Raw genomic sequence first — 23,066 nt, forward strand, 5'->3', positions numbered from 1 at the left:
CCAGCAGGTTTCCAGGCGCGAATCCCGGCCTGGGCCCGCGCCGCGCTACCTCAAGACATTGCGCACGAACCGCAGCGGCGACTCGCCGTCGTTGCGGTACACGTACGGCTGGGCGCTGCTGTAGATGACGAAATCGTTGGCCGCCACCTGCTGGGCCACGCCCGACAGTTCCAGCTGCAGCGTGCCTTCCATGACGTAGACCATTTCGTGCCAGCCGGGCGGATCGGGCTCGGCCACGTAGGTCTCGCCCGGCGCCAGCACCCATAGCCACAACTGCGCTTCGCAACTGGCCGGCGCCGCGCCCAGCAGCACCGCCTGGCTACCCGCCCGCTTGCCGCGCCAGGCGCGGGCCTCGATGCGGCGGCGTTCTCGCGCCGGATCGCTGACCAGGTCCACGAACCCCACTCCCAACGCATGCGCCAGCTTGTCCAGGCTGGACAGGCTGATGTTGGCCGTACCGGCTTCCAGCCCCGCGATCATGCGGCGGCTGATGCCGGACGCGTCGGCCAGCGCGGTCTGGCTCAGGCCCGCCGCCTTGCGCAACCGTTTCAGATTGGCCCCGACGTGGGTGAGGACATCGCTGTCGGAATTCGTGATGTGCAGTATATTGCTCAAATTAGTGACGCCCTGAAGTCTGCCGTGAAGCCCAAATCGATGTTCGCCCTGTCGCGCCAGGAAATCGCCCTGGTGCTGGTCACCATGCTGTGGGGAAGCACCTTCCTCATTATCCATATCGCCATGCAGCATAGCGGACCGCTGTTCTTCGTGGGGCTGCGCTTCACCATTGCCGGCGCGCTGTCGATGCTGCTGTTTCGCAAGCATATGGCGGGCCTGACGCGGCACGAGGCTGGCGCGGGCATCGCGATCGGCTGCGCGCTGTTCCTGGGCTATTACCTGCAGACAGTCGGACTGCGCACCATCAGCAGCAGTCAGTCGGCGTTCATCACGGCGCTGTACGTGCCCATCGTGCCGCTGTTGCAATGGGCGGTGCAGAAGCGCCCGCCCGGCCTGATGAGCTGGGTCGGCGTGACGCTGGCCTTCGCCGGCCTGGTGCTGCTGGCCGGGCCCCAGGCCGGGTCGCTGCATTTCAGCCCCGGCGAAATCGCCACCCTGGCCGGCGCCGCAGCCATTGCCGCCGAGATCATCCTGATCGGCCATTTCGCCCAATCGGTGGACAGCCGCCGCGTCACCGCCGTGCAGTTGCTGACGGCGGGAATGGTGTCGTTTGCCCTGATGCCGGTGCTGGGCGAAGGCGTGCCCGCGTTCTCGTGGCTGTGGGCCGGTGCGGCCATCGGCCTGGGTCTGGCCAGCGCGGTGATCCAGCTGACGATGAACTGGGCGCAGAAGTCGGTATCGCCCACCCGCGCCACCGTGATCTATGCGGGCGAGCCGGTGTGGGGCGGCATCGTGGGCCGGCTGGCGGGCGACCGCCTGCCCGCGCTGGCGCTGGCGGGCGCCGCGCTGATCGTGGCCGGGGTGCTGGCCAGTGAAGTGAAGTTCAAGCGCAAGCCGAAACGCAAGCTGCGCGAAGCGTGATGGTGGCGGCGACGAGCTTGGGGCCGAGGTCTGGCGCCGGGATCTTGGCGCCGGGGCCGTCGCCCCTGTCCGATCAGCCCGCCTGTTCCAGGAACGCCTGCAACGCCGGCACGGTATTCAACACATGCTGGCGCATCGCCGCTTCGCACTGGTCGGGATCACGCGTTTTCAGCGCGTCGATCAGTTCCTGGTGCGACTCGCGCACCCGCAGCACGCGGCCCGGCTGGGCGGCCCACAGGCGCATATAGGGTTCGACCACCGAATGCAGTTCTGAAATCTGGCGCAGCAGGCGCGGCTGCTGGCAGAAGCTGCACAGGTATTCGTGGAAATCGCGATGTGCGGTGGTCCAGTCCAGGTAGTCGCCCGACCCTTGTTCCAGCTGATCCAGCATGCTGGCCAGGCGGCGCACGTGTTCGGCGCTCATGTTCAGCACGGCGTTGCGCATGGCCAGGCCTTCGAGCACCGAACGCATTTCGAAGACTTCCCGCATTTCCTGCTGGTTCAGGCCGCGCACCACGGCGCCGCGGTTGGCGCGGATGTCCACCAGGCCTTCGGATGCCAGCCGGCGCAAGGCGCCGCGTACCGGCATGCGGCTGGTGCCGATTTCGCTGGCGATGACGTCCGGGACGAGCCGGTGCCCGGGCGGGTAATTGCCCAGCCGGATTTCACGCTGCAGGTGCAGGTACGCCTCTTCTTCGGCGCTGACGGCTGTCTTCTGGAATTGCAGCATCTTCGTCCCCGGGGTTTTGCAAAGCCGCCATGATAGATAAACGCAAAAATAACACAAATTGGATCCAGTGATCCATGGATGCAAATCCCTATGGCCGCAGCCGGCCGGGTCGCGTCAAATCCAGTCCTGGCGCGCCGGCCGTGCGCGCCCGCCGCAACCGCAACGGGCGACAGACCCGTCCGGCGCAACCGCCTGACCAGATAGCCTGACTACACAGCGATCAAGGGGAATCCATGCAATTTCGTCTCATCCGGGCCTTGGGCTGCGCCGCCGCCCTGGCCCTCACCGCCCAGGCGGGCGCCCAAAGCGCCCCCGCCGCCACCGACTGGCCGCAGCATCCGGTGCGCATCGTGGTGCCGTTCCAGGCCGGGTCGGCCACCGACCTGATTTCGCGCCAGCTGGGCGCGGCGCTGTCCACCGAACTGGGACAGCCCTTTGTGGTGGAAGCGCGCCCCGGCGCCGCCGCCGCGATCGGCAGCGCGTCGGTGGCGCGTTCGGCCCCCGACGGCTACACGCTGCTGATGGGCGGCCCGGCCGCCATCGTCACCAACCGCTTCCTGCAAAAACGCCTGGCCTACGACCCGGACGCCTTCGCGCTGGTCTCGATGGTGGCCTACACGCCCAACATCCTGCTGGCCAATCCGCAGCAGCCGTTCAAGACGCTGCCCGAAATGGTGGCCTACGCCCGCGCCAACCCCGGCAAGCTGACCTATGCCTCGTTCGGCACGGGCACCACGTCGCACATGGCCGGCGAAATGCTCAAGTCGGTGGCTGGCATCGACATCCTGCACGTACCGTACAAGGGCGCCGGCGAAGCTATTCCGGCGCTGCTGAGCGGCCAGGTGTCGATGTACTTCGACACCATCATGACCGGCCTGCCGCAGGTCAAGAGCGGCGCGCTGCTGGCGCTGGGCATGTCGAATTCGCAGCGCTCGGCGCTGGCGCCCGACATTCCCACCATCGCCGAGCAAGGCTACGCCGGCTACGACATCGCCCCCTGGTACGGCCTGGTGGCGCCGGAAGGCACCCCGGCCCCCGTGCTGGACAAGCTGAACCGCGCCGTCAACAAGGTGCTTGCAGACCCCGTGCTGCGCGGTAAGCTGGCCGAAGCCGGCGCCGAGCCCCGGGGCGGCAGCCGTGAGGAATTCGCCGCCTTCATCAAGGCCGAAATCCCGCGCACCAAGCAACTGATCGACCAGGCCGGCATCACGCCGCAGTAAACCTTCTTAAAAAACCTTGCCCATGTCTTCCCCCTTCGATTGGTCTTTCCCCTACGCCTCCCGAAAAATGCCGGTGCTGGCCGCCAACGCGGTCGCCACCAGCCAGCCGCTGGCGGCGCAAGCCGGGCTGCGCATGCTGCTGGCGGGCGGCAATGCCGTGGACAGCGCCATCGCCACCGCCATCGCGCTGACCGTCGTCGAACCCGTGATGAACGGTATCGGCGGCGACATGTTCGCGCTGGTCTGGCACGAAGGGCGGTTGCATGGCTTGAATTCCAGCGGCTGCGCGCCGGCCGCCTGGACGCCCGAGTACTTCGCCGGACGCGAGGCCATGCCGGCCACGGGCTGGGGCACGGTCACCGTGCCGGGCCAGGTGGCGGGCTGGAAAGCCCTGTCGGACCGCTTCGGCAAGCTGCCGTTCGCCACGCTGTTCGAACCGGCCATCGCCTACGCCGAGAACGGCTTTCGCGTCAGCCCCACCATTGCCCGCCAATGGGCCAACCAGATGCCCAAGCTGGCGAATGAGCCGGGCTTTGCAGAGGCCTTCCTGCCGCAAGGCCGGGCGCCGTTGCCCGGCGAATGGTGGCGCTTTCCCGACCAGGCCCGCACCTTGCGCGAGATCGCCGAAAGCGGCGGCGACAGCTTCTACCGCGGCGCGCTGGCCGCCAGGATCGCCGACTTCGCGGCCCGCTCGGGCGGCGCGCTGACGGCCGACGACCTGGCCGAACATCGCCCGGAATGGGTCGAGCCGATCTCGCAATCGTTCCGCGACTACACGCTGCACGAAATCCCGCCCAGCGGCCAGGGCATCTCGGCGCTGATGGCGCTGGGCATGCTGGAACAGTTCGACCTGGAATCGATGGGCCGCGACAGCGCCGACTACTACCACGTCAGCATCGAGGCCATGAAGCTGGCGTTCGCCGACCTGCACCATCACGTCGCCGACCCGCGCCACATGCGCACCGACGCGCGCGCCCTGCTCGACCCGGCCTACCTGGCCGAGCGCGCCCGCCTGATCTCGATGGACCGCGCCGCCGTGCCGGTGGCCGGCACGCCCGCCACCGGCGGCACGGTCTACCTGACCGCCGCCGATGCCAGCGGCACCATGGTGTCGTTCATCCAGTCCAACTACCACGGCTTCGGGTCGGGTGTGGTGGTGCCGGGCACCGGCATCAGCCTGCACAACCGTGGCCTGAACTTCGTGCTGACGCCCGGCCACGCCAACCAGGTCGCGCCGCGCAAGAAGCCGATGCACACCATCATCCCCGCCTTCGTCACGCGCGGCGGCGAACCGGTGATGTCGTTCGGCGTCATGGGCGGATCGATGCAGGCGCAAGGCCACCTGCAGATGGTGACGCGCCTGGCGGCCTTCGGCCAGAACCCGCAGGCCATGAGCGATGCGCCGCGCTTCCGGGTCGAGAAGGGGCCGGTGGTCAACGTCGAAGCGCACCTGCCGGACGACGTGGTGCAGACGCTGCGCCAACGCGGCCACAACGTGGCGGTGGCGCCTGCCGACAGCCTGGAATTCGGCTCGGCCCAGCTGATCTGCCGGCTGCCGCAGGGCGGCTACCTGGCAGCGTCGGACTCGCGTCGCGACGGACAGGCGGTCGGGTTCTAAAACGGAAGGCAGCGATACCGGCCACGAAGCGGGCTTTATCGGTCATATGGGCGACTCGGCGCGCGGCGATACTGGCGCGCTGATCCCCACACAGGCGCTGCCTGCCGGTTCCATGACGTTGCTTTCACCCGCCTGCGGCATCACACGGCAGGCCATCCGCGCTTGCCGACACCTGGCGCTGGCCGCCGCACTCGCCGCCACCTTGCCCGCCTGGGCCGCCCTGCCCATGGCCGTGGACGGCCAGCCGCTGCCATCACTGGCGCCGATGCTGGAACGCGTCACCCCCGCCGTCGTCAACATTTCCGCCCAGGGCGACAGCCGCCAGGCGCCGGGCCTCGGCCAGGCCGCCGGGGCCGGACGCCAGAGCATCGGCTCGGGCGTCATCGTCGATGCCACCCAGGGCAACATCCTGACCAATCACCACGTAGTGCGCGGCGCCACATCCATTCGCGTATCGCTCCAGGACGGCCGCAGCTTCACCGCCACGGTGGTCGGCAGCGACCCCGACACCGACCTGGCCGTGCTGCGCATTCCGCCCGACAAGTTGCAGGCGCTGACCCTGTCGGATTCCAGCGACCTGCGGGTGGGCGATTTCGTGGTCGCCATCGGCGACCCCTACGGCCTGGGCCAGTCGGCCTCGTCGGGCATCGTGTCGGCGCTGGAACGCTCCAGCCTGCGCGCGGCCGGCTACCAGAACTTCATCCAGACCGACGCGTCCATCAACCCCGGCAACTCGGGCGGCGCGCTGGTCAACCTGAATGGTGAACTGGTCGGCATCAACACCATGATCTACACGCCGTCCGGCGGCAACGTCGGCATCGGCTTCGCCATTCCGTCCAACCTGGCCGGCGAAGTCATGCGCCAGTTGCTGCAACATGGCCAGGTGCAGCGCGGCGGGCTGGGGCTGGACACGGTTGATGTCACGCCGCGCAACGCTCGCCAGCTGGGCCTGGCGCCGGGCACGACGGGCGTGGCGGTGGCGCGCGTGGCGGACGGCTCGCCCGCGCAGCAGGCCGGCGTGCAGGCGCGCGACCAGATCCTGGCGGTGGATGGCAAGTCCATCGGCACCAGCGCCCAGCTGCGCAATGCCGAAGGGCTGCTGCCGGTGGGCAAGCAGGTGCGGCTGACGCTGCTGCGCGCCGGCCAGCGCACCGAAGCCGTGCTGCGCATCGAGCCGGAAAAGAACGAACGGCTGCACGGCGGCTCGCTGGATGCGCGGCTGAACGGCGTGGAGTTCACCGAGATCGGCCGCGAACAGCGCTTGAAGGGCAACGACGGCGTGGCCGTCAGCGCCACCTACCCCGACCGCGGCCCGGTCGCCGCGCGGATGCAGCGCGGCGACGTCATCATCGGCGTCAACCAGCGCCCGGTCAGCCGGCTCGCCGACCTGCGCGGGCTGCTGGCGGGCGCGGCACCGGGGCAGCCCCTGCTGCTGACGCTGGTGCGCGGCCAGGCCATGTACACCTTGCAGATCAACTAGCGCCGACCGTCGTACGGCGGCAACGAGCCGCCTGGCTGCCGGTCGGCCGGCTCACGCTTGAGCGCCCGGGCGGGCGATAATCCGGGCTTCCCCGTCCTGCCGTTGCCGTTCCGATGCCCTTTTCCGACGCCACCCTTGCCCTCTGGGCCATTTCCGCCCTGGCGATCGTCGGCATCCTGCTGCGCCCCGGCAACCTGCCCGAGTACGTCTGGGCCGGCGGCGCGGCCCTGCTGGTCACGGCGACCGGCCTGATTCCCTGGCAGGCGGCGCTGGGCGCGGTCGGCAAGGGGCTGGACGTCTACCTGTTCCTGATCGGCATGATGGTGCTGGCCGAACTGGCCCGCCAGCAGGGGCTGTTCGACTGGCTGGCCATGGTGGCCGCGCGCCACGCCCGCGGCTCGGCGCGGCGGCTGTTCGACCTGGTGTTCCTGGTGGGCATCCTGGTCACCGTGTTCCTGTCCAACGACGCCACCGCCGTGGTGCTGACCCCGGCGGTGTACGCGGCGGCCAAGGCGGCCGGCGCACGGCCCCTGCCCTACCTGTTCATCTGCGCCTTCATTGCCAACGCTGCCAGCTTCGTGCTGCCGATCTCCAACCCCGCCAACCTGGTGGTGTACGGCAGCCAGATGCCGCCGCTGCTCGACTGGCTGCGGCAGTTCACCCTGCCCTCGGTGGCTGCCATCGCCCTGACCTACCTGGTGCTGCGCTTTACCCAGCGCGACGCGCTGCGCCAGCCGTTGCGGGCCGACATCGCCGCGCAGCCACTGGGCGCCGGGGCCCGCCTGACGGGCCTGGGCATCCTCTTGACCGCCGTGGTGCTGATGCTGGCGTCGGCCTTCAATGCCGACCTGGGCCTGCCCACCTTCATCGCCGGCCTGGCCACCGCGGCGGGCATCCATCTGCGCCAGCGCATCAGCCCGATGCCGGTGCTGCGCCATGTGGCCTGGGGCGTGCTGCCGATGGTGGCGGGCCTGTTCGTGCTGGTCGAAGGCTTGGCCGAAAGCGGCGCGATCGACGCGCTGTCGCGCGCGCTGGTGCAACTGGCCAGCCAGTCCGCCGGGCAGTCGCTGTGGGGCGCCGGCATCGTGTCCGCACTGGCCAGCAACCTGATCAACAACTTGCCCGCGGGCCTGATCGCCGGCTCGGTCGGCCAGATCGCCCACCTGCCCGCGCAGACCACCGGCGCGCTGCTGATCGGCGTGGACCTGGGGCCCAACCTGTCCATCACCGGCTCGCTGGCCACGCTGCTGTGGCTGATCGCCGTGCGGCGCGAAGGCCAGCACGTCAGCGGCCTGAGTTTCCTGAAGCTGGGCGCGCTGGTGATGCCGCCCGCGCTGCTGGGTGCCTTGCTGGCCCTGGCGCTGGCGGGTGGCTAGCGGCATCGCGCCGGGCTGACCCGGATAGCCAGGGCCACCGTTGCCTTGCCGCCCCTGCCCCCGCCACCGCTTACGGTTGCGCCAGCAAACGCTGGATCTCGGCCTCGGTCTCGGCATAGCGCCCCTCGCCGAAATGGCGATAGACGACGTTGCCCTGCTTGTCGATCAGGTAGAACGCCGGCCAGTACTGGTTGCGGTAGGCGTCCCAGGTCTTGTACTGGTTATCCTGCGCCACCGGGTATTCGATGCCGAAACGCTTGATGGCATCCGCCACGTTCTTGGTGCTGCGCTCGAACGGAAATTCCGGCGTGTGCACGCCCACCACCACCAGGCCCTGGTCCTTGTACTTCTGGTGCCACTGCTTCACGTACGGCAGGGTGTTGATGCAGTTGATGCAGGTGTAGGTCCAGAAGTCCACCAGCACCACCTTGCCGCGCAGGCCCGCCTGCGTCGCCGGTTCGCTGTTCAGCCAGGTCTGGATGCCGGTGAATTCCGGCGCGGGGGCCGACGCCGGGGCTGCGGCCTGGGCGGCCGAGCCGATCAACAGGCCGGCCAGCGCCAGCTTGACGGAAACGAGGGCCCGGCGGGCGGGCAAGCGTATGGACATCATGGTGACTCTCCTTGCAGGGTCGCGAGCCCCCGGGGGACGCGAGGACTCGGTGGGGAAGCGAAGACCCGGTCGGGTCAGGAAAACAGACGGCTGATCCAGGCATAGGCCAGCACGTCATACTGGAAATAGATGGCGGCGGCCGAGGCCACCAGCAGCACGCCGAAGGCACGCTGCAAACGCACGGCATGGCGGGCGATGGCGCGCACACGCCCGGCGGCAAAGCTGCCGCCGTAGGCGATCGCCAGCATGGGAATGCCCGCGCCCAGCCCATAGGCCAGCAGCAACAGGCTGGACTGCCCCAGGTCTTCGGCACGCGCGGCCAGCACCAGGATCGACGCCAGCACCGGGCCGGCGCAGGGCGTCCACACGGCGCCCAGCGACATGCCCAGCACGAAGCCGCCGGCATTGCCGTCACCGCCCTTGCCGCCCAGGCCGATCAGGCCCTGCAACGGCCCCGCCAGCCGCGCCGCCAACCGGTCATAGGGCCGCGGCCAGATGCGCGCCAGGCCGAATAGCGCCAACAGCGCCACCGACACCGAACGCACCGCTTCCTGGGCCGATTCGACGGCATGGGTCAGCAGGCTGAGCGCAATGCCCAGCCCCGAAAACGCCAGCACGAAACCCAGCACGATGCACAGGGGCCGCCACCGGCCCGACCGCTCGACGGCACTGCCCAGCAGAATGGGCAACAGCGGCAGCACGCAGGGCGAGGCCACCGTCAGCATGCCGGCGCCCAGCGCAAGAGGGGTGTTGATCAGGGTCATGATGCCGCGGTCCGTTCGATGTCGATGACCGCATTGGACGCGCCGTGCGTATCCGTCCTGTGCCGGCAAGCGGGCTTTTTGCACCGGTTTTGTATCGCCCCCCGGCCTGCATACACTACGACACACTTGGCCCCGCGGGCGGCGCTATAACGTGCCGGACACCACTGCCCGAGCCGCCCCATGACCGCCGCCCCCCTCCCCCTGGATTCCACGAAAAAGCCGCCCGCCGGCAAGCGCCTGTGCCGCCTGTTCGCCGTGCTGGCATTGCTGGCCGGCGGCCTGGGCGCCGAAGCCGTGCAGCCCGGCCCCTGCCAGCTGATCCACAACAGCCAGGCCCGCCGCCGCGAGCAACCCGATGAGTAGAATGAGCCCACTGTCGAAAGGCCGTCAGACGGCCCTTCCGTTTCATCCGCACGGGTAAGCCATGGACCCCATAGACCACATCCTGATCGTCGACGACGACCGCGAGATCCGCGAACTGGCCGGCAATTTCCTCAAGAAGAACGGCCTGAACGTCACCCTGGCCGCCGACGGCCGCCAGATGCGCTCGCTGCTCGAAAGCCTGACCGTCGACCTGATCGTGCTGGACATCATGATGCCCGGCGACGACGGCCTTGTGCTGTGCCGCGAGCTGCGCGCCGGCAAGCACCGCCGCACCCCCATCCTGCTGCTGACCGCGCGCGACGAAGACATGGACCGCGTGCTTGGCCTGGAAATGGGCGCCGACGACTACCTGGTCAAGCCCTTCGTGGCGCGCGAACTGCTGGCGCGCATCAAGGCCATCCTGCGCCGCACCCGCATGCTGCCGCCCAATTTCCAGGTCACCGAGCCCGGCCGCGAAGTCCGCTTCGGCACCTGGACGCTGGACACCACCGCGCGCCACCTGCTCGACGCCGAAGGCACCATCGTGTCGCTCAGCGGCGCCGAATACCGGCTGCTGCGCGTGTTCCTGGACCACCCGCAGCGCGTGCTCAACCGCGACCAGCTGCTGAACCTGACGCAAGGGCGCGACGCCGACTTCTTCGGCCGCTCGATCGACCTGCTGGTCAGCCGGCTGCGCCAGCGCCTGCGCGAAGACGCGCGCGAGCCCCTGTACATCAAGACCGTGCGCAGCGAAGGCTATGTGTTCGCCGCGCAGGTCGATGTGTCCGAGGCGCCGTAGATGGCCTGGGTCCCGGCGCTGCGCCGCTGGCCTCGCACCCTGGCCAGCCGGCTGTTCCTGATTTTCCTGGTGGGCCTGGTGCTGGCCCACGCGCTGTCGTTCTCGCTGCTGTTCTACGAACGCTACCAGTCCGCCAAGAGCGTCATGCTGGACAACCTGGAACGCGACGTGGTGGTGGCGCTGGCCATCCTGAACCGCCTGCCCGCTGCCGAGCGCGCCGACTGGCTGCCGCGCCTGGCCAGCAGCAACCGCCAGTACCTGCTGGGTCCCGGCGATTTCGACCGACCCTTGCAGACGCCGGCCGCCGAAGGCGTGCGCGATTCGATCCAAACGGCGCTGAACGGCGCCTACCCGCTGACGTTCGGCACCGTGGGCGACGATCCCAAGCACATCCAGGTACGCGCCCTGCTGGCCGACGAGCAGCCGGTCACGCTGGACATCCACATGGCCATCATGCCGCTGGCGGTATGGCTGCCGGTGGTGCTGGCGGCGCAACTGGCGCTGCTGATCCTGTGCGCGTGGCTGGCCGTGCGCCTGGCCATACGCCCGCTGACCCACCTGGCCGGCGCGGCCGACGCCATGAGCCCCGACCGCCAGAGCCCGCGCCTGGCCGAAGACGGGCCGGCCGAAGTGGCGCAGGCGTCCGCCGCGTTCAACGCCATGCAGGACCGCATCGCCGCCCACCTGGCCGAACGCATGCAGATCCTGGGCGCCATCTCGCACGACCTGCAAACGCCGATCACCCGCATGAAACTGCGATCCGAGTTCATGGACGATTCGATCGACCGCGACAAGCTCACGCACGATCTGCAGGAAGTCGAACAGCTGGTGCGTGACGGACTGGCCTATGCCCGCAGCGCAGGCGCGGCCACCGAACCCGCCGTACGCATCGATCTGGATGCCTTCCTGGACAGCCTGGTGTGCGACTACGCCGACATCGGCAAGCCGGTCACGCTGCAAGGCCACTGCTCCGCGCCCTGGCAGACGCGGCCGCGCGCCTTGCGCCGGGTGCTGGGCAACCTGATCGACAACGCCCTGAAATTCGGCGGCGCGGCCGAGGTGGTCATGGGTCCGGCCGAAGGCGGCGGCGTGTCGATCCGCGTGCTGGACCGCGGCCCCGGCATTCCCGATGATCAATTGCAGGCAGTGCTGCAGCCGTTTTACCGGCTGGAAGGCTCGCGCAATCGCGACAGCGGCGGCACCGGCCTGGGGCTGGCCATCGCGCAGCAGCTGGTGGGCATCCTGGATGGCGAACTGCGCTTGAGGAACCGCGAGGGCGGCGGGTTGGAAGCGGAAATACGGCTCAAGCCGTCGGCTTGAGCCTTCGATCAGGCGATCGAGAATTCCACGTCGATATTGCCGCGGATGGCGCCCGAATACGGGCAGGTCTGATGTGCCGTTTCCACCAGCTGGCGCTGCTGCTCGGCAGGCAGGCCCGGCAGCGAGATGTGCAGGTTGACGCCCAGTGCGTAGGTCGCGCCGCCATCGGTTTTGCCCAGCGACACTTCGGCATCCACCGCCACCTCGCGCGGCACGGGGATGCCCAGCTTGGCGCCGGCCAATTGCATGGCGCCGATGAAGCAGGCCGAATAGCCGATGCCGAACAATTGCTCGGGGTTGGTGCCCGGGCGGCCCGAGCCCGGCGGGCTGAGCGGCAGCGTCAACGCGCCGTCGTCGGTGCGGCCGGCGCCATCGCGCCCGCCGGTGGTGTGGGTGCGGGCGGTGTACAGAACGGTTTCCAGCGGTTTGGCCATGAGGGGCTCCTTGTGGGACATGCAGGGGAAAGGCACGGCGTCGTGCAAACTGAGAGCCTGCATTCCAACAAGCCGCTGTATCCTGCATGTGTCCGCACCCAGCGGAGTTTGCGTCGTACTGTATCGGCGCCCCTATTCCCGTCCCGCCAACCCACCCCATGAAACGAGCGATCATCATCGGCGCCACCTCCGGCATCGGCCGCGCCCTGGCCAAACAGCTGGCCAACGAAGGCTACGCCCTGGGCCTCACGGGCCGCCGCGGCGAACTGCTGGACAGCCTGCGCGCGGAACTGCCGGGCACGACGGTGCACACCCAGGTGCTGGACGTGGCCCGCGACGCCGACGCCATGGCCGCGCTGCGCGACCTGATCGCCCGCATGGAAGGCCTGGACCTGTGCATCATCAGCGCGGGCGTGGGCTTTCTGAACACGGACCTGGACTGGGACAAAGAATCAGACACCATCGGCATCAACGTGCACGGCTTCGCGGCCATGGCCAACGTCGCGCTGCGGCATTTCATCCTGCATCGCAAGGGGCACCTGGTGGGCATTTCGTCGGTGGCGGCGCTGCGCGGCAGCGGCGCGGCGCCGGCCTACAACGCCTCCAAGGCGTTCGTGTCGAACTACCTGGACGGATTGCGGCAGAAGGTCAGGCATTTGAAGCTGCCGATCGCGGTGACCGACGTGCGCCCCGGGTTCGTGGCCACCGCCATGGCGCAAGGCAGCGGCCTGTTCTGGGTGGCGTCACCTGAAAAGGCCGCCAAACAGATCGCCCACGCCATCCGGCTGCGCAAGCGGCGCGTCTATGTCACGCGGCGCTGGGCGTTGATTGCCGCGCTGCTCAAGCTGATGCCGTAAGCGGCGCGTCGCCCGGTTCGGGCGGCACCACCGAGAACGCGCCGGGCCCGGCGCGTTGCGTCATCGCAGCGAGAATGCGCGCGGCCAATTCCGGCACCAGCGCATGCGGCGGCTGCCCCGCCAGCGTGGCCATGCCCACGTAGTAATCGATGCGCGGGCGAAACGGCCGGCGCTCGATGCCCATGTCCAGGCACAGGCCGGCAAACAGGCCGTTCACGATCGACACGCCCACGCCCTGCGCGGCCAGCCGGCAGGCCATTTCCACCGAGTGCACCTCGGCCTTGATCTGCGGCATCATGCGCCCGGCGCGAAAGGCCTGGTCGATCTGCTGGCGCAGCGAACGCTGGCGGCCCAGCAGCACCAGGTCGACGCCGATCAGGTCGGCCGAGGTGACCTCGTCCAGCGCCTGCAACGCGTGGCCCGGCGGCATCACGCAGACGGCTTCGGTAGCCAGCCGCAAGATCATCGACAGCCCCGAATTGACGGGCGGCGAACGCACCAGCGCCAGGTCGGCCTCGCGGCCCAGCACCGCGACCTCGCTGGCTTCATAGGTGCCCACCAGCACTTCCAGCGCCACGTCGGGATGGTCGGCCAGAAACGCGTCGGCCACCGACGGCATGACCGACTGCGCCACCGTGCTGGGCAGCTGCACCCGGATCAGCGTGCGCCGCTGCCCGCCCAGCCGCAGCTGGTTGACGTGGCGGTGCAGCGACTCGGCATCCGAGATCATGTTCTGCACATCGGGCAGCAGCGAATCGGCTTCGGCAGTGGGATGCAGGCGCCCCTTGCGCCGCACGAACAGCGCCAGCCCCAGGTCGGCTTCGAACTGGCTCAGAAGACGGCTGACGGCGGGCTGGGACGCACCCAGCCGCTGGGCCGCCTCGATCGTCGAGCCCGTGGTCATGAAGGCCAGAAATGCCTCTAGCTGCTTGAAGTTCATCCTGTCGTGCACGGTCCGCATTGCGGCCGCCCGCAATGCGCGCGGCCTAGGGTTAACACCAAATTTCTCGTAAATCACATAGCCGCATGCCGGCTTGGCATACGGTTGCCAGCGCGGTGGGATGGATCGAACATTCCGCCCATCAAGGATTCTCGCCATTCATGAATCCGTAATCAATACGCGATATCGCCGATTTTTCCGGCAAGGAGCCCCCGATGCGCGCCGCCCCCTTCCCCGATTCCTGTCGCCACGGCACATCATGACCGCCTTCATCATCCGCCGGTTGTGCCAAAGCGTGGTGATCCTGGCCATCACGTCGCTGATCGTGTTCGCCGGCGTCTACGCCATCGGCGACCCCATTGAAATCCTGGTGCCCGCCGACGCCACGCCCGCCGAAATCGCGCAGGCCGTGCAGTCGCTGGGCCTGGACCTGCCGCTGTACCAGCAGTACCTGAAGTTCGTCGCCAACGCGCTGCATGGCGACCTGGGCAATTCGTTCGTCTTCAACCAGCCCGCCATCCAGCTGATCCTGCAACGCCTGCCGGCCACGCTGGAACTGGCCTGCGTGGCGCTGCTGCTGGCGCTGGCCATCGGACTGCCCCTGGGGCTGGTGGCGGGCCTGAAGCCCGATTCGGTGCTGGACCGCGGCATCATGACCGGGTCGATCCTGGGCTTCAGCCTGCCCAACTTCTGGCAGGGCATCATGCTGGTGCTGATCTTCTCGGTCACGCTGGGCTGGCTGCCTTCCACCGGGCGCGGCCCCACCGGCGAATTCCTGGGCATACGCACCAGCCTGGCCTCGTGGGACGGCATCCGCCACCTGATCCTGCCGGCGCTGAACCTGGCGCTGTTCAAGATCGCGCTGATCGTGCGCCTGACCCGCAGCGGCGTGCGCGAAACCATGCCGCTGGACTACGTGAAATTCGCGCGTGCCAAGGGCCTGCGCGAATCGCGCGTGATCGGCATGCACGTGCTCAAGAACATCCTGATTCCCATCGTCACCGTGGTGGGCATGGAATTCGGTTCGCTGATTGCCTTTGCCACCGTCACCGAGACCATCTTCGCGTGGCCCGGCGTGGGCAAGCTCATCATCGACAGCATCATGAAGCTGGACCGCCCGGTGGTGGTGGCCTACCTGCTGATCGTCGTCACGATGTTCATCGTGCTCAACCTGCTGGTCGACATCCTTTACTCCATCCTGGATCCCCGTGTCCGCGTGGGAGCCTCGCAATGACCGCCTCCGTTTCCAAGACCTGGCTGCCCAGCCGCGACACCACGCTGGGCCAGGCGCTGCACGGCGTGCTGGACAGCCGCCCCGCCACGATCGCCGCGGTCGTGTTCCTGCTGCTGGTGCTGGCCGCGCTGCTGGCGCCATGGATCGCGCCGCAGAACCCCTATGACCTGGCCGCCATCACCATTCTGGACGGGCGCATGCCGCCCGGCAGCCACGGCATCTATGGCGATGTCTACTGGGCCGGCACCGATGCCCAGGGCCGCGACATGCTGTCGGCCATGATGTATGGCCTGCGCACCAGCCTCAGCGTGGGCGTGCTGAGCGGCCTGTTCGCCATGGCCGTGGGCACGGTGCTGGGGCTGGTGGCCGCGTACTTCGGCGGCCGCATCGACGCGCTGATCATGCGGCTGGTGGACCTGATGCTGGGCTTTCCCACCATTCTCGTGGCGCTGATGATGCTGGCCATATTGGGCCAGGGCGTGGACAAGGTAATCCTGGCGCTGGTGGTGGTGCAGTGGGCCTACTTCGCCCGCGCCGTGCGCGCCACCGCCGTGGTCGAGCGGCGCAAGGAATACATGGAGGCCGCCCTGTGCCTGGGCCTGAGCCATCGCCGCGCGCTGTTCAGCCAGCTGCTGCCCAACTGCATACCGCCGGTCATCGTCATCGCCATGATCCAGACCGCCAACGCCATCGCCGCCGAGGCCACGCTCAGTTTCCTGGGCATCGGCCTGCCCGTCACCGAGCCGTCGCTGGGCCTGCTCATCGCCAACGGCTATCAGCAGATGCTGGCCGGCCTGTACTGGATCAGCGTATTTCCCGGCGTGCTGCTGCTGACGGTGGTCTTCACCATGAACATCGTGGGCGACCGGGTCCGCGAGGCGCTCAACCCGCGCCTGCAGAAATAGGACTCGTCCCATGACAAGCACCCCCACTCTTTCCGTGCGCAACCTGCGCACCTGGTTCCATACCCGCGCCGGCCTGGTGCGGGCGGTGGACGACGTCAGCTTCGACGTGCATCCCGGCGAAATCCTGGGCCTGGTCGGCGAGTCCGGTTCGGGCAAGTCCATCACCGGCTTTTCCATCCTGGGCCTGATCGACCCGCCGGGACGCATCGACGGCGGCCAGATCCTGTTCAAGGGCACCGACCTGGCGACGCTGTCGCGCGAAGAACTGCGGCAGCTGCGCGGCAACCGCATCGCCATGGTGTTCCAGGACCCGATGATGACGCTGAACCCGGTGTTCCGCATCGAGACCCAGATGGTCGAAACGGTGCAGACGCACGAACGCTGCAGCCGCAAAGCGGCCTGGGCTCGCGCCCGCGACACGCTGGCGGCCGTGGGCATCCCGTCGCCCGACGAACGCCTGAAGGCCTATCCGCATCAGTTGTCCGGCGGCATGCGCCAGCGCGTGGCCATCGCGATTGCCATGCTGCACAAGCCCGACCTGATCATCGCCGACGAACCCACCACCGCGCTGGACGTCACGATCCAGGCGCAGATCCTGGCCGAAATGCAGAAGCTGTGCGCCGAAACGGGCACCGCCATGGTCTGGGTCAGCCACGACCTGGCCGTGGTGGCCGGGCTGGCCGACCGCGTCTGCGTGATGTATGCCGGGCGGGTCGTCGAATCCGGCCCCACCGACGACATCCTGGATCGCCCCCGCCACCCGTACACCATCGGCCTGATCGGATCGGTGCCCAGCAACGAACACACGGGCGACCGCCTGTACCAGATTCCCGGCATGGCGCCGTCGCCGCTGGCCTTGCCCGCCGGCTGCGCCTTCAGCCCGCGCTGCGGCCATGCATCCGACCGCTGCCGCACCGAACAGCCGCCCATCGACGCCGCCGGCAGCCGCAGCCACCGATGCTTTCATCCCCAGACAGGAGCCTTCTCGTGAACCCGCCGATCCTGATGCAGGCCAACCAGGTGTCGCGCCTGTTCGTCAAGCGGCCCGACTACGCCGAACGCCTGGCCGGCCTGCTGGGCGCCAAGGTCGGCACGCAGACCGTGCACGCGGTGGACAGGATCGACCTGACCATCCGCCAGGGCGAAGTCGTGGGGCTGGTGGGCGAATCCGGCTGTGGCAAGTCCACGCTGGGCCGCGTGCTGGCCGGCATTCTGCCCGCCACGTCCGGCACCATCCAGACGCCGGCCGGCGAACTGTCCACGCTGACCGGCCAGGCCGCGCATGCACAGCGCATGGCCACGCAGATGATCTTCCAGGACCCGATGTCCTCGCTCAATCCGCGCAAGCGGGTGCGCGACATCATCGGCGAAGCGCCCTTGGCCAACGGCATCATCGCGCGCCGCGACTACGACGACTACGTGGTGCAGGTGATGCGCCGCGTGGGGCTGGACCCCGACTACCGCAACCGCTTCCCGCACCAGTTCTCGGGCGGCCAGCGCCAGCGCGTGGGCATCGGCCGCGCCCTGGCCGTGAAGCCCCAGTTCCTGATCTGCGACGAATCGATCGCGGCGCTGGACGTGTCGATCCAGGCGCAGATCCTGAACCTCTTCATGGACCTGCGCCAAGACCTGGGCCTGACCTATCTGTTCATCAGCCACGACCTGGGCGTGGTGCGGCGCATCAGCGACCGCACCGTCATCATGTACCTGGGCCGCGTGGTCGAATCCGGCCCCACGGCCGAGGTCTTCCGCGCGCCGCGCCATCCGTACACCCAGGCGCTGCTGGACGAAGTGCCGCGCCTGTCGAACCGCAAGCGGCGCTTCCATGCCATCCAGGGCGAGATCCCGTCGCCGCTGCATCCACCGTCCGGCTGCCACTTCCACCCGCGCTGCCCGCAGGCGATGGCGCGTTGCAAGACCGAAGCGCCCGCGCTGCAAGCCACGGCCGACGGGCATCAGGCGGCCTGCCACTTGTTGGACACCCCGATGCCCACCTCGCCGAACGCGCCCGGGGTTAACCCGTTGCCTGCCCCGCCGAACACGCCCCCCGCCGCACAACAAGGAACCCGCGCGTCATGACTGCCTCTTCATTCTCGATGCACGGCGCGCGGCGCGGCTTGCCCGCATTGGCGCTGGCCGCAACGCTCACCCTGTCCCTGGCGCTGGCGGCGTTGCTGCCCGCCCCGGCCGCCGCCCGGCCGCTGCTGACCATCGGCCATTCCAGCGAGCCGTCGTCGATGGACCCGCTGTTCTCGCGCACCGGCAACAACCAGGCGGCCGCCGAAAACATCTTCGAACGCCTGATGTCCACCGACGAAAACATGCAGAGCCAGCCCAGTCTGGCGCTGTCCTGGCGCGTCGTGGCCCCTGATACCTGGGAAATCCGCTTGCGCCCTGGCGTGCACTTTCATGACGGCACGCCGTTCACGGCCGACGACGTGGTGTTCTCGCTGGCCCGGGCGCCCAAGGTGCCCAACAGCCCGGCGCCCTTCAGCGGGGCGGTGCGGTCCATCGCCGATGTGCAGGTGATTGATCCGCTGACGCTGCGCATCCGCACCAAGGAACCCACGCCCGACTTCATGGAACAGATCGGTCAGGTCTACATCGTGTCGCGCCATGCCGCCGAGGGCAAGCGGTCGGAAGACTTCAATTCCGGCGTGGCCGCCATCGGCACCGGCCCCTACAAGTTCAAGCGCTGGCAGCCCGGCGACAGCCTGGAGCTTGAACGCAACGACCACTACTGGGGCCGCCGCCCCGATTTCGACCGCGTCGTCATTCGCTACATCGCCAACGACGCCGCGCGCATCTCGGCGCTGCTGTCCGGTTCGGTGGACCTGATCGACAGCGTGCCGCCGACCGACGCGCGCAACATCAAAGGCAAGCCCGGCTACACGCTCTACAGCTCGCCGTCGGCCCGCCTGATCTACCTGGCGCTGGACTCGGCCCGTGACATCAGCCCGTTCATCACCGACGCGCAGGGCAAGCCCCTGCCCGTCAATCCCCTGAAAGACGTGCGCGTGCGCCAGGCGATATCCAGGATGTTCATGCGCGGCCCCATCACCGAGCGCCTCTTGAGCGGCGCCGGCGTGCCGGCCGGCCAGATGGTGCCCGAGGGGCTGGGCGGCTACAGCCCCAACCTGCCGGCGCCCGCCTACGACCTGGACGGTGCGCGCGCCCTGCTGGCCCAGGCCGGCTACCCCCACGGCTTCGGCCTGACGCTGCATTCCTCCAATGACCGCTTTGCTGGCGACAGCGACCTGGCCCAGGCGCTGGCGCAGATGATGGCGCGCGCCGGCCTGCGCATCAACGGCGTGGTGACGCAGCCCTACAACGTCTATGCCGGCGCCAGCGGCAAGCAGCAGTACAGCGCCTTCATCTTTTCGTACGGCAACAGCACCGGCGATTCGGCCGGCGGCCTGACCAACGTGATGGCCACCTACGACAAGGCCGCCGGCACGGGCGCCTTCAATCGCGCGCGCTATTCCAACCCCGAACTTGACCGCCTGCTGGCGCAGGCCGCCGTGGAATTCGACCCCGACGTGCGCAACGCGCTGCTGCGCCAGGCCGCCGAAGCGGGATTCAACGACGTCGGCATCGTGCCCCTGTATTTCCCCGTGGCCTTCTGGGCCGCCCGCGACGGCACGGTGCTGCGCGCCAACAAACTCGAACGCACTTCAATGCTCTACATCCAGGAAGCCAAATGACTGCTCCCGACGCTTCTATCCCCGCCCCCGCCGCTGCCCACGTATTGGCAGACCAGCGGGTACGCATGCGCGACGGCATCCACCTTGCCACCGACGTGCACCTGCCCGCGGGTTACCGCCCCGGCGTCGATGCGCCGCTGCCCGTCATCCTGGAACGCACGCCCTACGGCAAGACCGAGGTGTCGCGGTCCGAACAGATCGGCGGCAAGCTGGGCGTGCCGCGCCCGGAAGTGGCCCGACACCTCGTGGCGCATGGCTTTGCCGTGGTGTTCCAGGACTGCCGCGGCCGGTATGGTTCCGAAGGCCACTTCACCAAGTACCTGTCCGAAGGGCCGGACGGCTTCGACACGCTGGCCTGGATCATGCAGCAGCCGTGGTGCAATGGCCGCATCGGCACCATGGGCCTGTCGTATGCCGCGCACACCCAGATGGCGCTGGCCTGCCTGAACCCGCCGGGCCTGGCCTGCATGGTGCTGGATTCGGGCGGCTTTTCCAACGGCTACCAGTGCGGCATCCGCCAGTCGGGCGCCTTCGAACTGAAGCAGGCCACCTGGGCCTACAAGCAGGCCAAGCTCAGCCCGGCGGCCCAACAAGACCCGCTGGTGCTGGCCGCGCTGGAAGCCGAAGACATCCGCCAGTGGTTCACCCGCATGCCGTGGCGCCCCGGCCATTCGCCGCTGGCCAGCGTGCCCGAATACGAAGACTATCTGTTCGAGCAGTGGCGCGCCGACACCTTCGACGATTCCTGGCGCCAGCTGGGCATCTATGCCCAGGGCTACTACGACGCGATTCCCGACATTCCCGTGGCGCTGATGTCCAGCTGGTATGACGCCTACGTGCGCACCACCATGGAAAACTACGATGGGCTGACCCAGGGCCGGCAATCGCCCGTGCGGCTGATCATGGGGCCCTGGCTGCACGGTGACCGCAATACCGTGCACAGCGGCGATGCCGACTTCGGCCCCCGCGCGACCTTCGACGGCAACCTTGCGTCCGACTGGCTGGCATTCCGGCTGGCGTGGTTCCAGCGCTGGCTGCAGGATGCGCCCGCGGGCCAGGCGCAGGCGGGCATGACGCAGCAAGGCGAGGCATCGCAAGGCCCGACGTCCTCACCCCCGGCACACGACCCGGTCGCACGCCTGTTCCTCATGGGCGGAGGCAGCGGCACACGCAATGCCGCGGGCCGCTTCGACCACGGCGGCGCATGGATCCAGGCCGACGCCTGGCCGCTGCGCGAAGCCCGCCCCACCGCATTTCACCTGCACGCCGATGGCCGCCTGGACACGCAGCCGCCCACCGTCCCGGATGCCCGCATCACGTATCAGTACGACCCGCGCAATCCGGTGCCCACGCTGGGCGGCGCGCTCACGTCCGGCCAGCCGGTGTTCGAAGGCGGCGGCTTCGACCAGCGCGAAGACCCGCGCTTTTTCGGCGTGCGCCAGCCCGGCCTGCCGCTGGCATCGCGCGACGACGTGGTGGTGTTCCAGACCGCGCCGCTGGACCAGGACCTGGCCGTCATCGGTCCGGTCACGGTCACGCTGCACATCTCGTCCGACTGCCCCGACACCGACTTCACCGCCAAGCTGGTGGACGTCTATCCGCCCAGTGCCGACTACCCGCAGGGCTATGCCTTGAACCTGACCGACGGCATCTTCCGTTGCCGCTTCCATCAGTCCTGGAATCAGGCCAATGCGTTGACCCCGGGCAAGGTTTACGAAATCATGATCGAACCCTTTGCCACCTGCAATCTGTTCAAACGAGGCCACCGCATCCGGCTGGATATCTCCAGCAGCAACTTCCCGAAATACGACGTCAATCCCAACAGCGGCGAGTCCGCCGCCGATGCCCGCGAAAAGCGTATTGCCCTGAACACCGTGCATGCCTCGGCCGCGTATCCGTCCCGCGTCACGCTCTGCGTGGCGTCGCCCCAAGACCTGACACCGTTGCCCGCATCCGCCGCCCCGGGCTAGCCCGGCGCACCGCACGCGGTCACATCAGCGTCAGCGTCCACATCGCCTTGACCGGTTAACGGCTGGTCAGGCCACACCCGGTTCCACCCTTAGCCGCCCGCACTGCGCGGGCGGCCGGGGATGCTTTTGTCCAACGCAATACCAATAGAGGGGATAGCACCATGAAAAGAATCATCCGCCACCGCCGCACGCTGGGCGCCGCCCTGGCGCTCAGTTGCGTCAGCCCGGCCCCGGCCGCCGAAACCAGCAGCGTCACGCTGTACGGCCTGATCGACCTGGGCACGACCTACGAGCGGCGCGATGGCGAATCCAGCCTGCGCCAGAAAAGCGGCAACCAATCCGGCTCGCGCTGGGGCCTGCGCGGCGCGGAAGACCTGGGCAACGGCTACAAGGCGGTGTTCCGCCTGGAAAACGGCTTCAATGCCAACAGTGGCGCACAGACGCAGGGGCGTCTGTTCGGCCGTTGGGCCTACGTGGGGCTGGCCGGCGGCTTCGGCGAAGTGCGCCTGGGGCGCCAATGGATCTACGGCTTCGAATGGAGCGGCGTGGGCTCGCCCTTCGGCACGGGCTGGGGACAATCGTCCAACAACGTCACCCTGGGGTTCAACGACGGCGACTTCGGCGCCGCCGGCCGCGTCAACAACGCCGTGTTCTATGCCACGCCGCGCATGAACGGCTGGCAGGCCGGCCTGGGTTATAGCTTCGAAGCGCACGACAACGACGCCTTCGCCACCGACGCACACGACCGCGTCATGACCGCCGGCCTGCGCTACAACAGCGGCCCGGTGGCCGCCGCACTCACCTACGACCGCCTGAACCCCGACGCGCGCCTGCCCAACAAGAAAACCACCGGCAACTTGCAAGTGGCGGGTTCGTACGACTTCGAATGGATCACGCTGCACGGCACCTACGGCAACCTGCGCAACGCCAACACGGGGCCGTCCGCCGGCTACGACAAGGTCAATTCGTTCATCGTCGGCGTCACCGTGCCCACGGGCAAGGCGTCATCGGTGCTGGCATCGGCGCAGCGCGCCACGGGGTCGGACATCACCGGTTGGGCGCTGGGCTACCAGTACGATCTGTCCAAGCGCACCAATCTGTATGCCTACGTCAACCGCGTCGACATCCGCGAATCGCATACGCTGCAAACGTCGGTAGGCATACGGCATCAGTTCTAGGCCAGCATCCAACGCGGCACACGGCGTG

At 68.4% G+C, this 23,066-nt stretch carries 22 protein-coding genes; 16 read left to right on the forward strand and 6 right to left on the reverse strand.

Translation table 11 applies throughout. From position 1 onward, the window contains the following. Positions 1-45: 45 nt before the first annotated feature. Positions 46-615, reverse strand: coding sequence for an XRE family transcriptional regulator (locus U858_RS0113910; RefSeq protein WP_025137763.1), 570 nt, complete (start codon positions 613-615; stop codon positions 46-48). Between the two features lie 39 nt (positions 616-654). On the opposite strand from U858_RS0113910, the gene U858_RS0113915 reads away from it, so the two are divergent. Beyond that, a complete protein-coding gene (locus tag U858_RS0113915; protein WP_029953841.1) occupies positions 655-1,536 on the forward strand; it encodes a DMT family transporter in 882 nt (293 codons plus the stop codon). 73 nt (positions 1,537-1,609) lie between these two features. On the opposite strand, the gene U858_RS0113920 is transcribed toward U858_RS0113915, so the two are convergent. Beyond that, positions 1,610-2,266, reverse strand: coding sequence for a GntR family transcriptional regulator (locus U858_RS0113920; RefSeq protein ID WP_025137765.1), 657 nt, complete (start codon positions 2,264-2,266; stop codon positions 1,610-1,612). 233 nt (positions 2,267-2,499) lie between these two features. On the opposite strand from U858_RS0113920, the gene U858_RS0113925 reads away from it, so the two are divergent. The 4 genes from U858_RS0113925 to U858_RS0113940 all read left to right on the forward strand — a co-directional run bounded on the left by U858_RS0113925 (position 2,500) and on the right by U858_RS0113940 (position 7,960). Next, the gene (locus U858_RS0113925) at positions 2,500-3,486 is read left to right on the forward strand and encodes a tripartite tricarboxylate transporter substrate binding protein (protein ID WP_025137766.1); all 987 of its coding nucleotides are present in this window, start codon (positions 2,500-2,502) and stop codon (positions 3,484-3,486) included. A 22-nt stretch (positions 3,487-3,508) separates the two neighbouring features. Beyond that, positions 3,509-5,104, forward strand: a complete 1,596-nt coding sequence (gene ggt / locus U858_RS0113930; RefSeq protein WP_025137767.1) for a gamma-glutamyltransferase — start codon at positions 3,509-3,511, stop codon at positions 5,102-5,104. 112 nt (positions 5,105-5,216) lie between these two features. After that, positions 5,217-6,584, forward strand: coding sequence for a trypsin-like peptidase domain-containing protein (locus tag U858_RS0113935; protein WP_051593575.1), 1,368 nt, complete (start codon positions 5,217-5,219; stop codon positions 6,582-6,584). Positions 6,585-6,697: 113 nt separating this feature from the next. Further along, the gene (locus U858_RS0113940; protein WP_025137769.1) at positions 6,698-7,960 is read left to right on the forward strand and encodes an arsenic transporter; all 1,263 of its coding nucleotides are present in this window, start codon (positions 6,698-6,700) and stop codon (positions 7,958-7,960) included. A gap of 70 nt (positions 7,961-8,030) precedes the next feature. On the opposite strand, the gene U858_RS0113945 is transcribed toward U858_RS0113940, so the two are convergent. Both U858_RS0113945 and U858_RS0113950 read right to left on the reverse strand, forming a co-directional pair. Beyond that, positions 8,031-8,570: a thioredoxin family protein gene (locus tag U858_RS0113945; RefSeq protein ID WP_115596966.1), complete on the reverse strand. Its 540-nt coding sequence runs from the start codon at positions 8,568-8,570 to the stop codon at positions 8,031-8,033. 74 nt (positions 8,571-8,644) lie between these two features. After that, positions 8,645-9,337: a cytochrome c biogenesis CcdA family protein gene (locus tag U858_RS0113950; RefSeq protein WP_025137771.1), complete on the reverse strand. Its 693-nt coding sequence runs from the start codon at positions 9,335-9,337 to the stop codon at positions 8,645-8,647. Positions 9,338-9,514: 177 nt separating this feature from the next. On the opposite strand from U858_RS0113950, the gene U858_RS0113955 reads away from it, so the two are divergent. From U858_RS0113955 to U858_RS0113965, 3 genes are all read left to right on the forward strand, one after another. Continuing rightward, the gene (locus U858_RS0113955) at positions 9,515-9,697 is read left to right on the forward strand and encodes a hypothetical protein (protein WP_025137772.1); all 183 of its coding nucleotides are present in this window, start codon (positions 9,515-9,517) and stop codon (positions 9,695-9,697) included. Positions 9,698-9,758: 61 nt separating this feature from the next. Then, positions 9,759-10,496 (forward strand): response regulator, encoded by a 738-nt coding sequence (locus tag U858_RS0113960; RefSeq protein ID WP_025137773.1) that lies wholly within the window; start codon positions 9,759-9,761, stop codon positions 10,494-10,496. Then, positions 10,497-11,816 (forward strand): ATP-binding protein, encoded by a 1,320-nt coding sequence (locus tag U858_RS0113965; protein ID WP_025137774.1) that lies wholly within the window; start codon positions 10,497-10,499, stop codon positions 11,814-11,816. It begins immediately after the preceding gene. A gap of 8 nt (positions 11,817-11,824) precedes the next feature. Here U858_RS0113965 and U858_RS0113970 read toward each other — a convergent pair whose 3' ends face one another. Further along, complete coding sequence (locus tag U858_RS0113970) at positions 11,825-12,250, reverse strand: organic hydroperoxide resistance protein (protein WP_025137775.1); 426 nt, start codon at positions 12,248-12,250, stop codon at positions 11,825-11,827. A 158-nt stretch (positions 12,251-12,408) separates the two neighbouring features. Here U858_RS0113970 and U858_RS0113975 point away from each other — a divergent pair, with 158 nt between their 5' ends. Then, a complete protein-coding gene (locus U858_RS0113975; protein ID WP_025137776.1) occupies positions 12,409-13,107 on the forward strand; it encodes an SDR family NAD(P)-dependent oxidoreductase in 699 nt (232 codons plus the stop codon). Here the strand turns inward: U858_RS0113975 and U858_RS0113980 are convergent. Continuing rightward, positions 13,091-14,047: a LysR family transcriptional regulator gene (locus tag U858_RS0113980; protein WP_025137777.1), complete on the reverse strand. Its 957-nt coding sequence runs from the start codon at positions 14,045-14,047 to the stop codon at positions 13,091-13,093. The two genes, U858_RS0113975 and U858_RS0113980, sit on opposite strands and share 17 nt — an antisense overlap. A 259-nt stretch (positions 14,048-14,306) precedes the next feature. On the opposite strand from U858_RS0113980, the gene U858_RS0113985 reads away from it, so the two are divergent. From U858_RS0113985 to U858_RS0114015, 7 genes are all read left to right on the forward strand, one after another. Further along, the gene (locus tag U858_RS0113985; protein WP_025137778.1) at positions 14,307-15,281 is read left to right on the forward strand and encodes an ABC transporter permease; all 975 of its coding nucleotides are present in this window, start codon (positions 14,307-14,309) and stop codon (positions 15,279-15,281) included. Beyond that, entirely contained in the window at positions 15,278-16,186 is a 909-nt protein-coding gene (locus tag U858_RS0113990) for an ABC transporter permease (RefSeq protein WP_025137779.1), read from the forward strand. The genes U858_RS0113985 and U858_RS0113990 overlap by 4 nt, the downstream gene beginning before the upstream one ends. Positions 16,187-16,196: 10 nt before the next feature. After that, positions 16,197-17,177 carry an ABC transporter ATP-binding protein gene (locus tag U858_RS0113995; RefSeq protein WP_025137780.1) on the forward strand — a complete coding sequence of 327 codons (981 nt, stop codon included), beginning with the start codon at positions 16,197-16,199 and terminating at the stop codon, positions 17,175-17,177. Next, complete coding sequence (locus tag U858_RS0114000) at positions 17,174-18,265, forward strand: ABC transporter ATP-binding protein (RefSeq protein WP_025137781.1); 1,092 nt, start codon at positions 17,174-17,176, stop codon at positions 18,263-18,265. Before U858_RS0113995 ends, U858_RS0114000 begins: the two co-directional genes overlap by 4 nt. Then, positions 18,262-19,890, forward strand: coding sequence for an ABC transporter substrate-binding protein (locus U858_RS0114005; RefSeq protein ID WP_025137782.1), 1,629 nt, complete (start codon positions 18,262-18,264; stop codon positions 19,888-19,890). Before U858_RS0114000 ends, U858_RS0114005 begins: the two co-directional genes overlap by 4 nt. Beyond that, on the forward strand, positions 19,887-21,860 hold the full coding sequence (locus U858_RS0114010) for a CocE/NonD family hydrolase (protein WP_025137783.1): 1,974 nt from the start codon (positions 19,887-19,889) through the stop codon (positions 21,858-21,860). The genes U858_RS0114005 and U858_RS0114010 overlap by 4 nt, the downstream gene beginning before the upstream one ends. Positions 21,861-22,021: 161 nt before the next feature. Continuing rightward, positions 22,022-23,038: a porin gene (locus U858_RS0114015; RefSeq protein ID WP_025137784.1), complete on the forward strand. Its 1,017-nt coding sequence runs from the start codon at positions 22,022-22,024 to the stop codon at positions 23,036-23,038. Positions 23,039-23,066 lie beyond the last annotated feature (28 nt).

This window comes from Achromobacter sp. DH1f, assembly GCF_000633435.1.
Lineage (GTDB): Bacteria > Pseudomonadota > Gammaproteobacteria > Burkholderiales > Burkholderiaceae_B > Achromobacter > Achromobacter deleyi.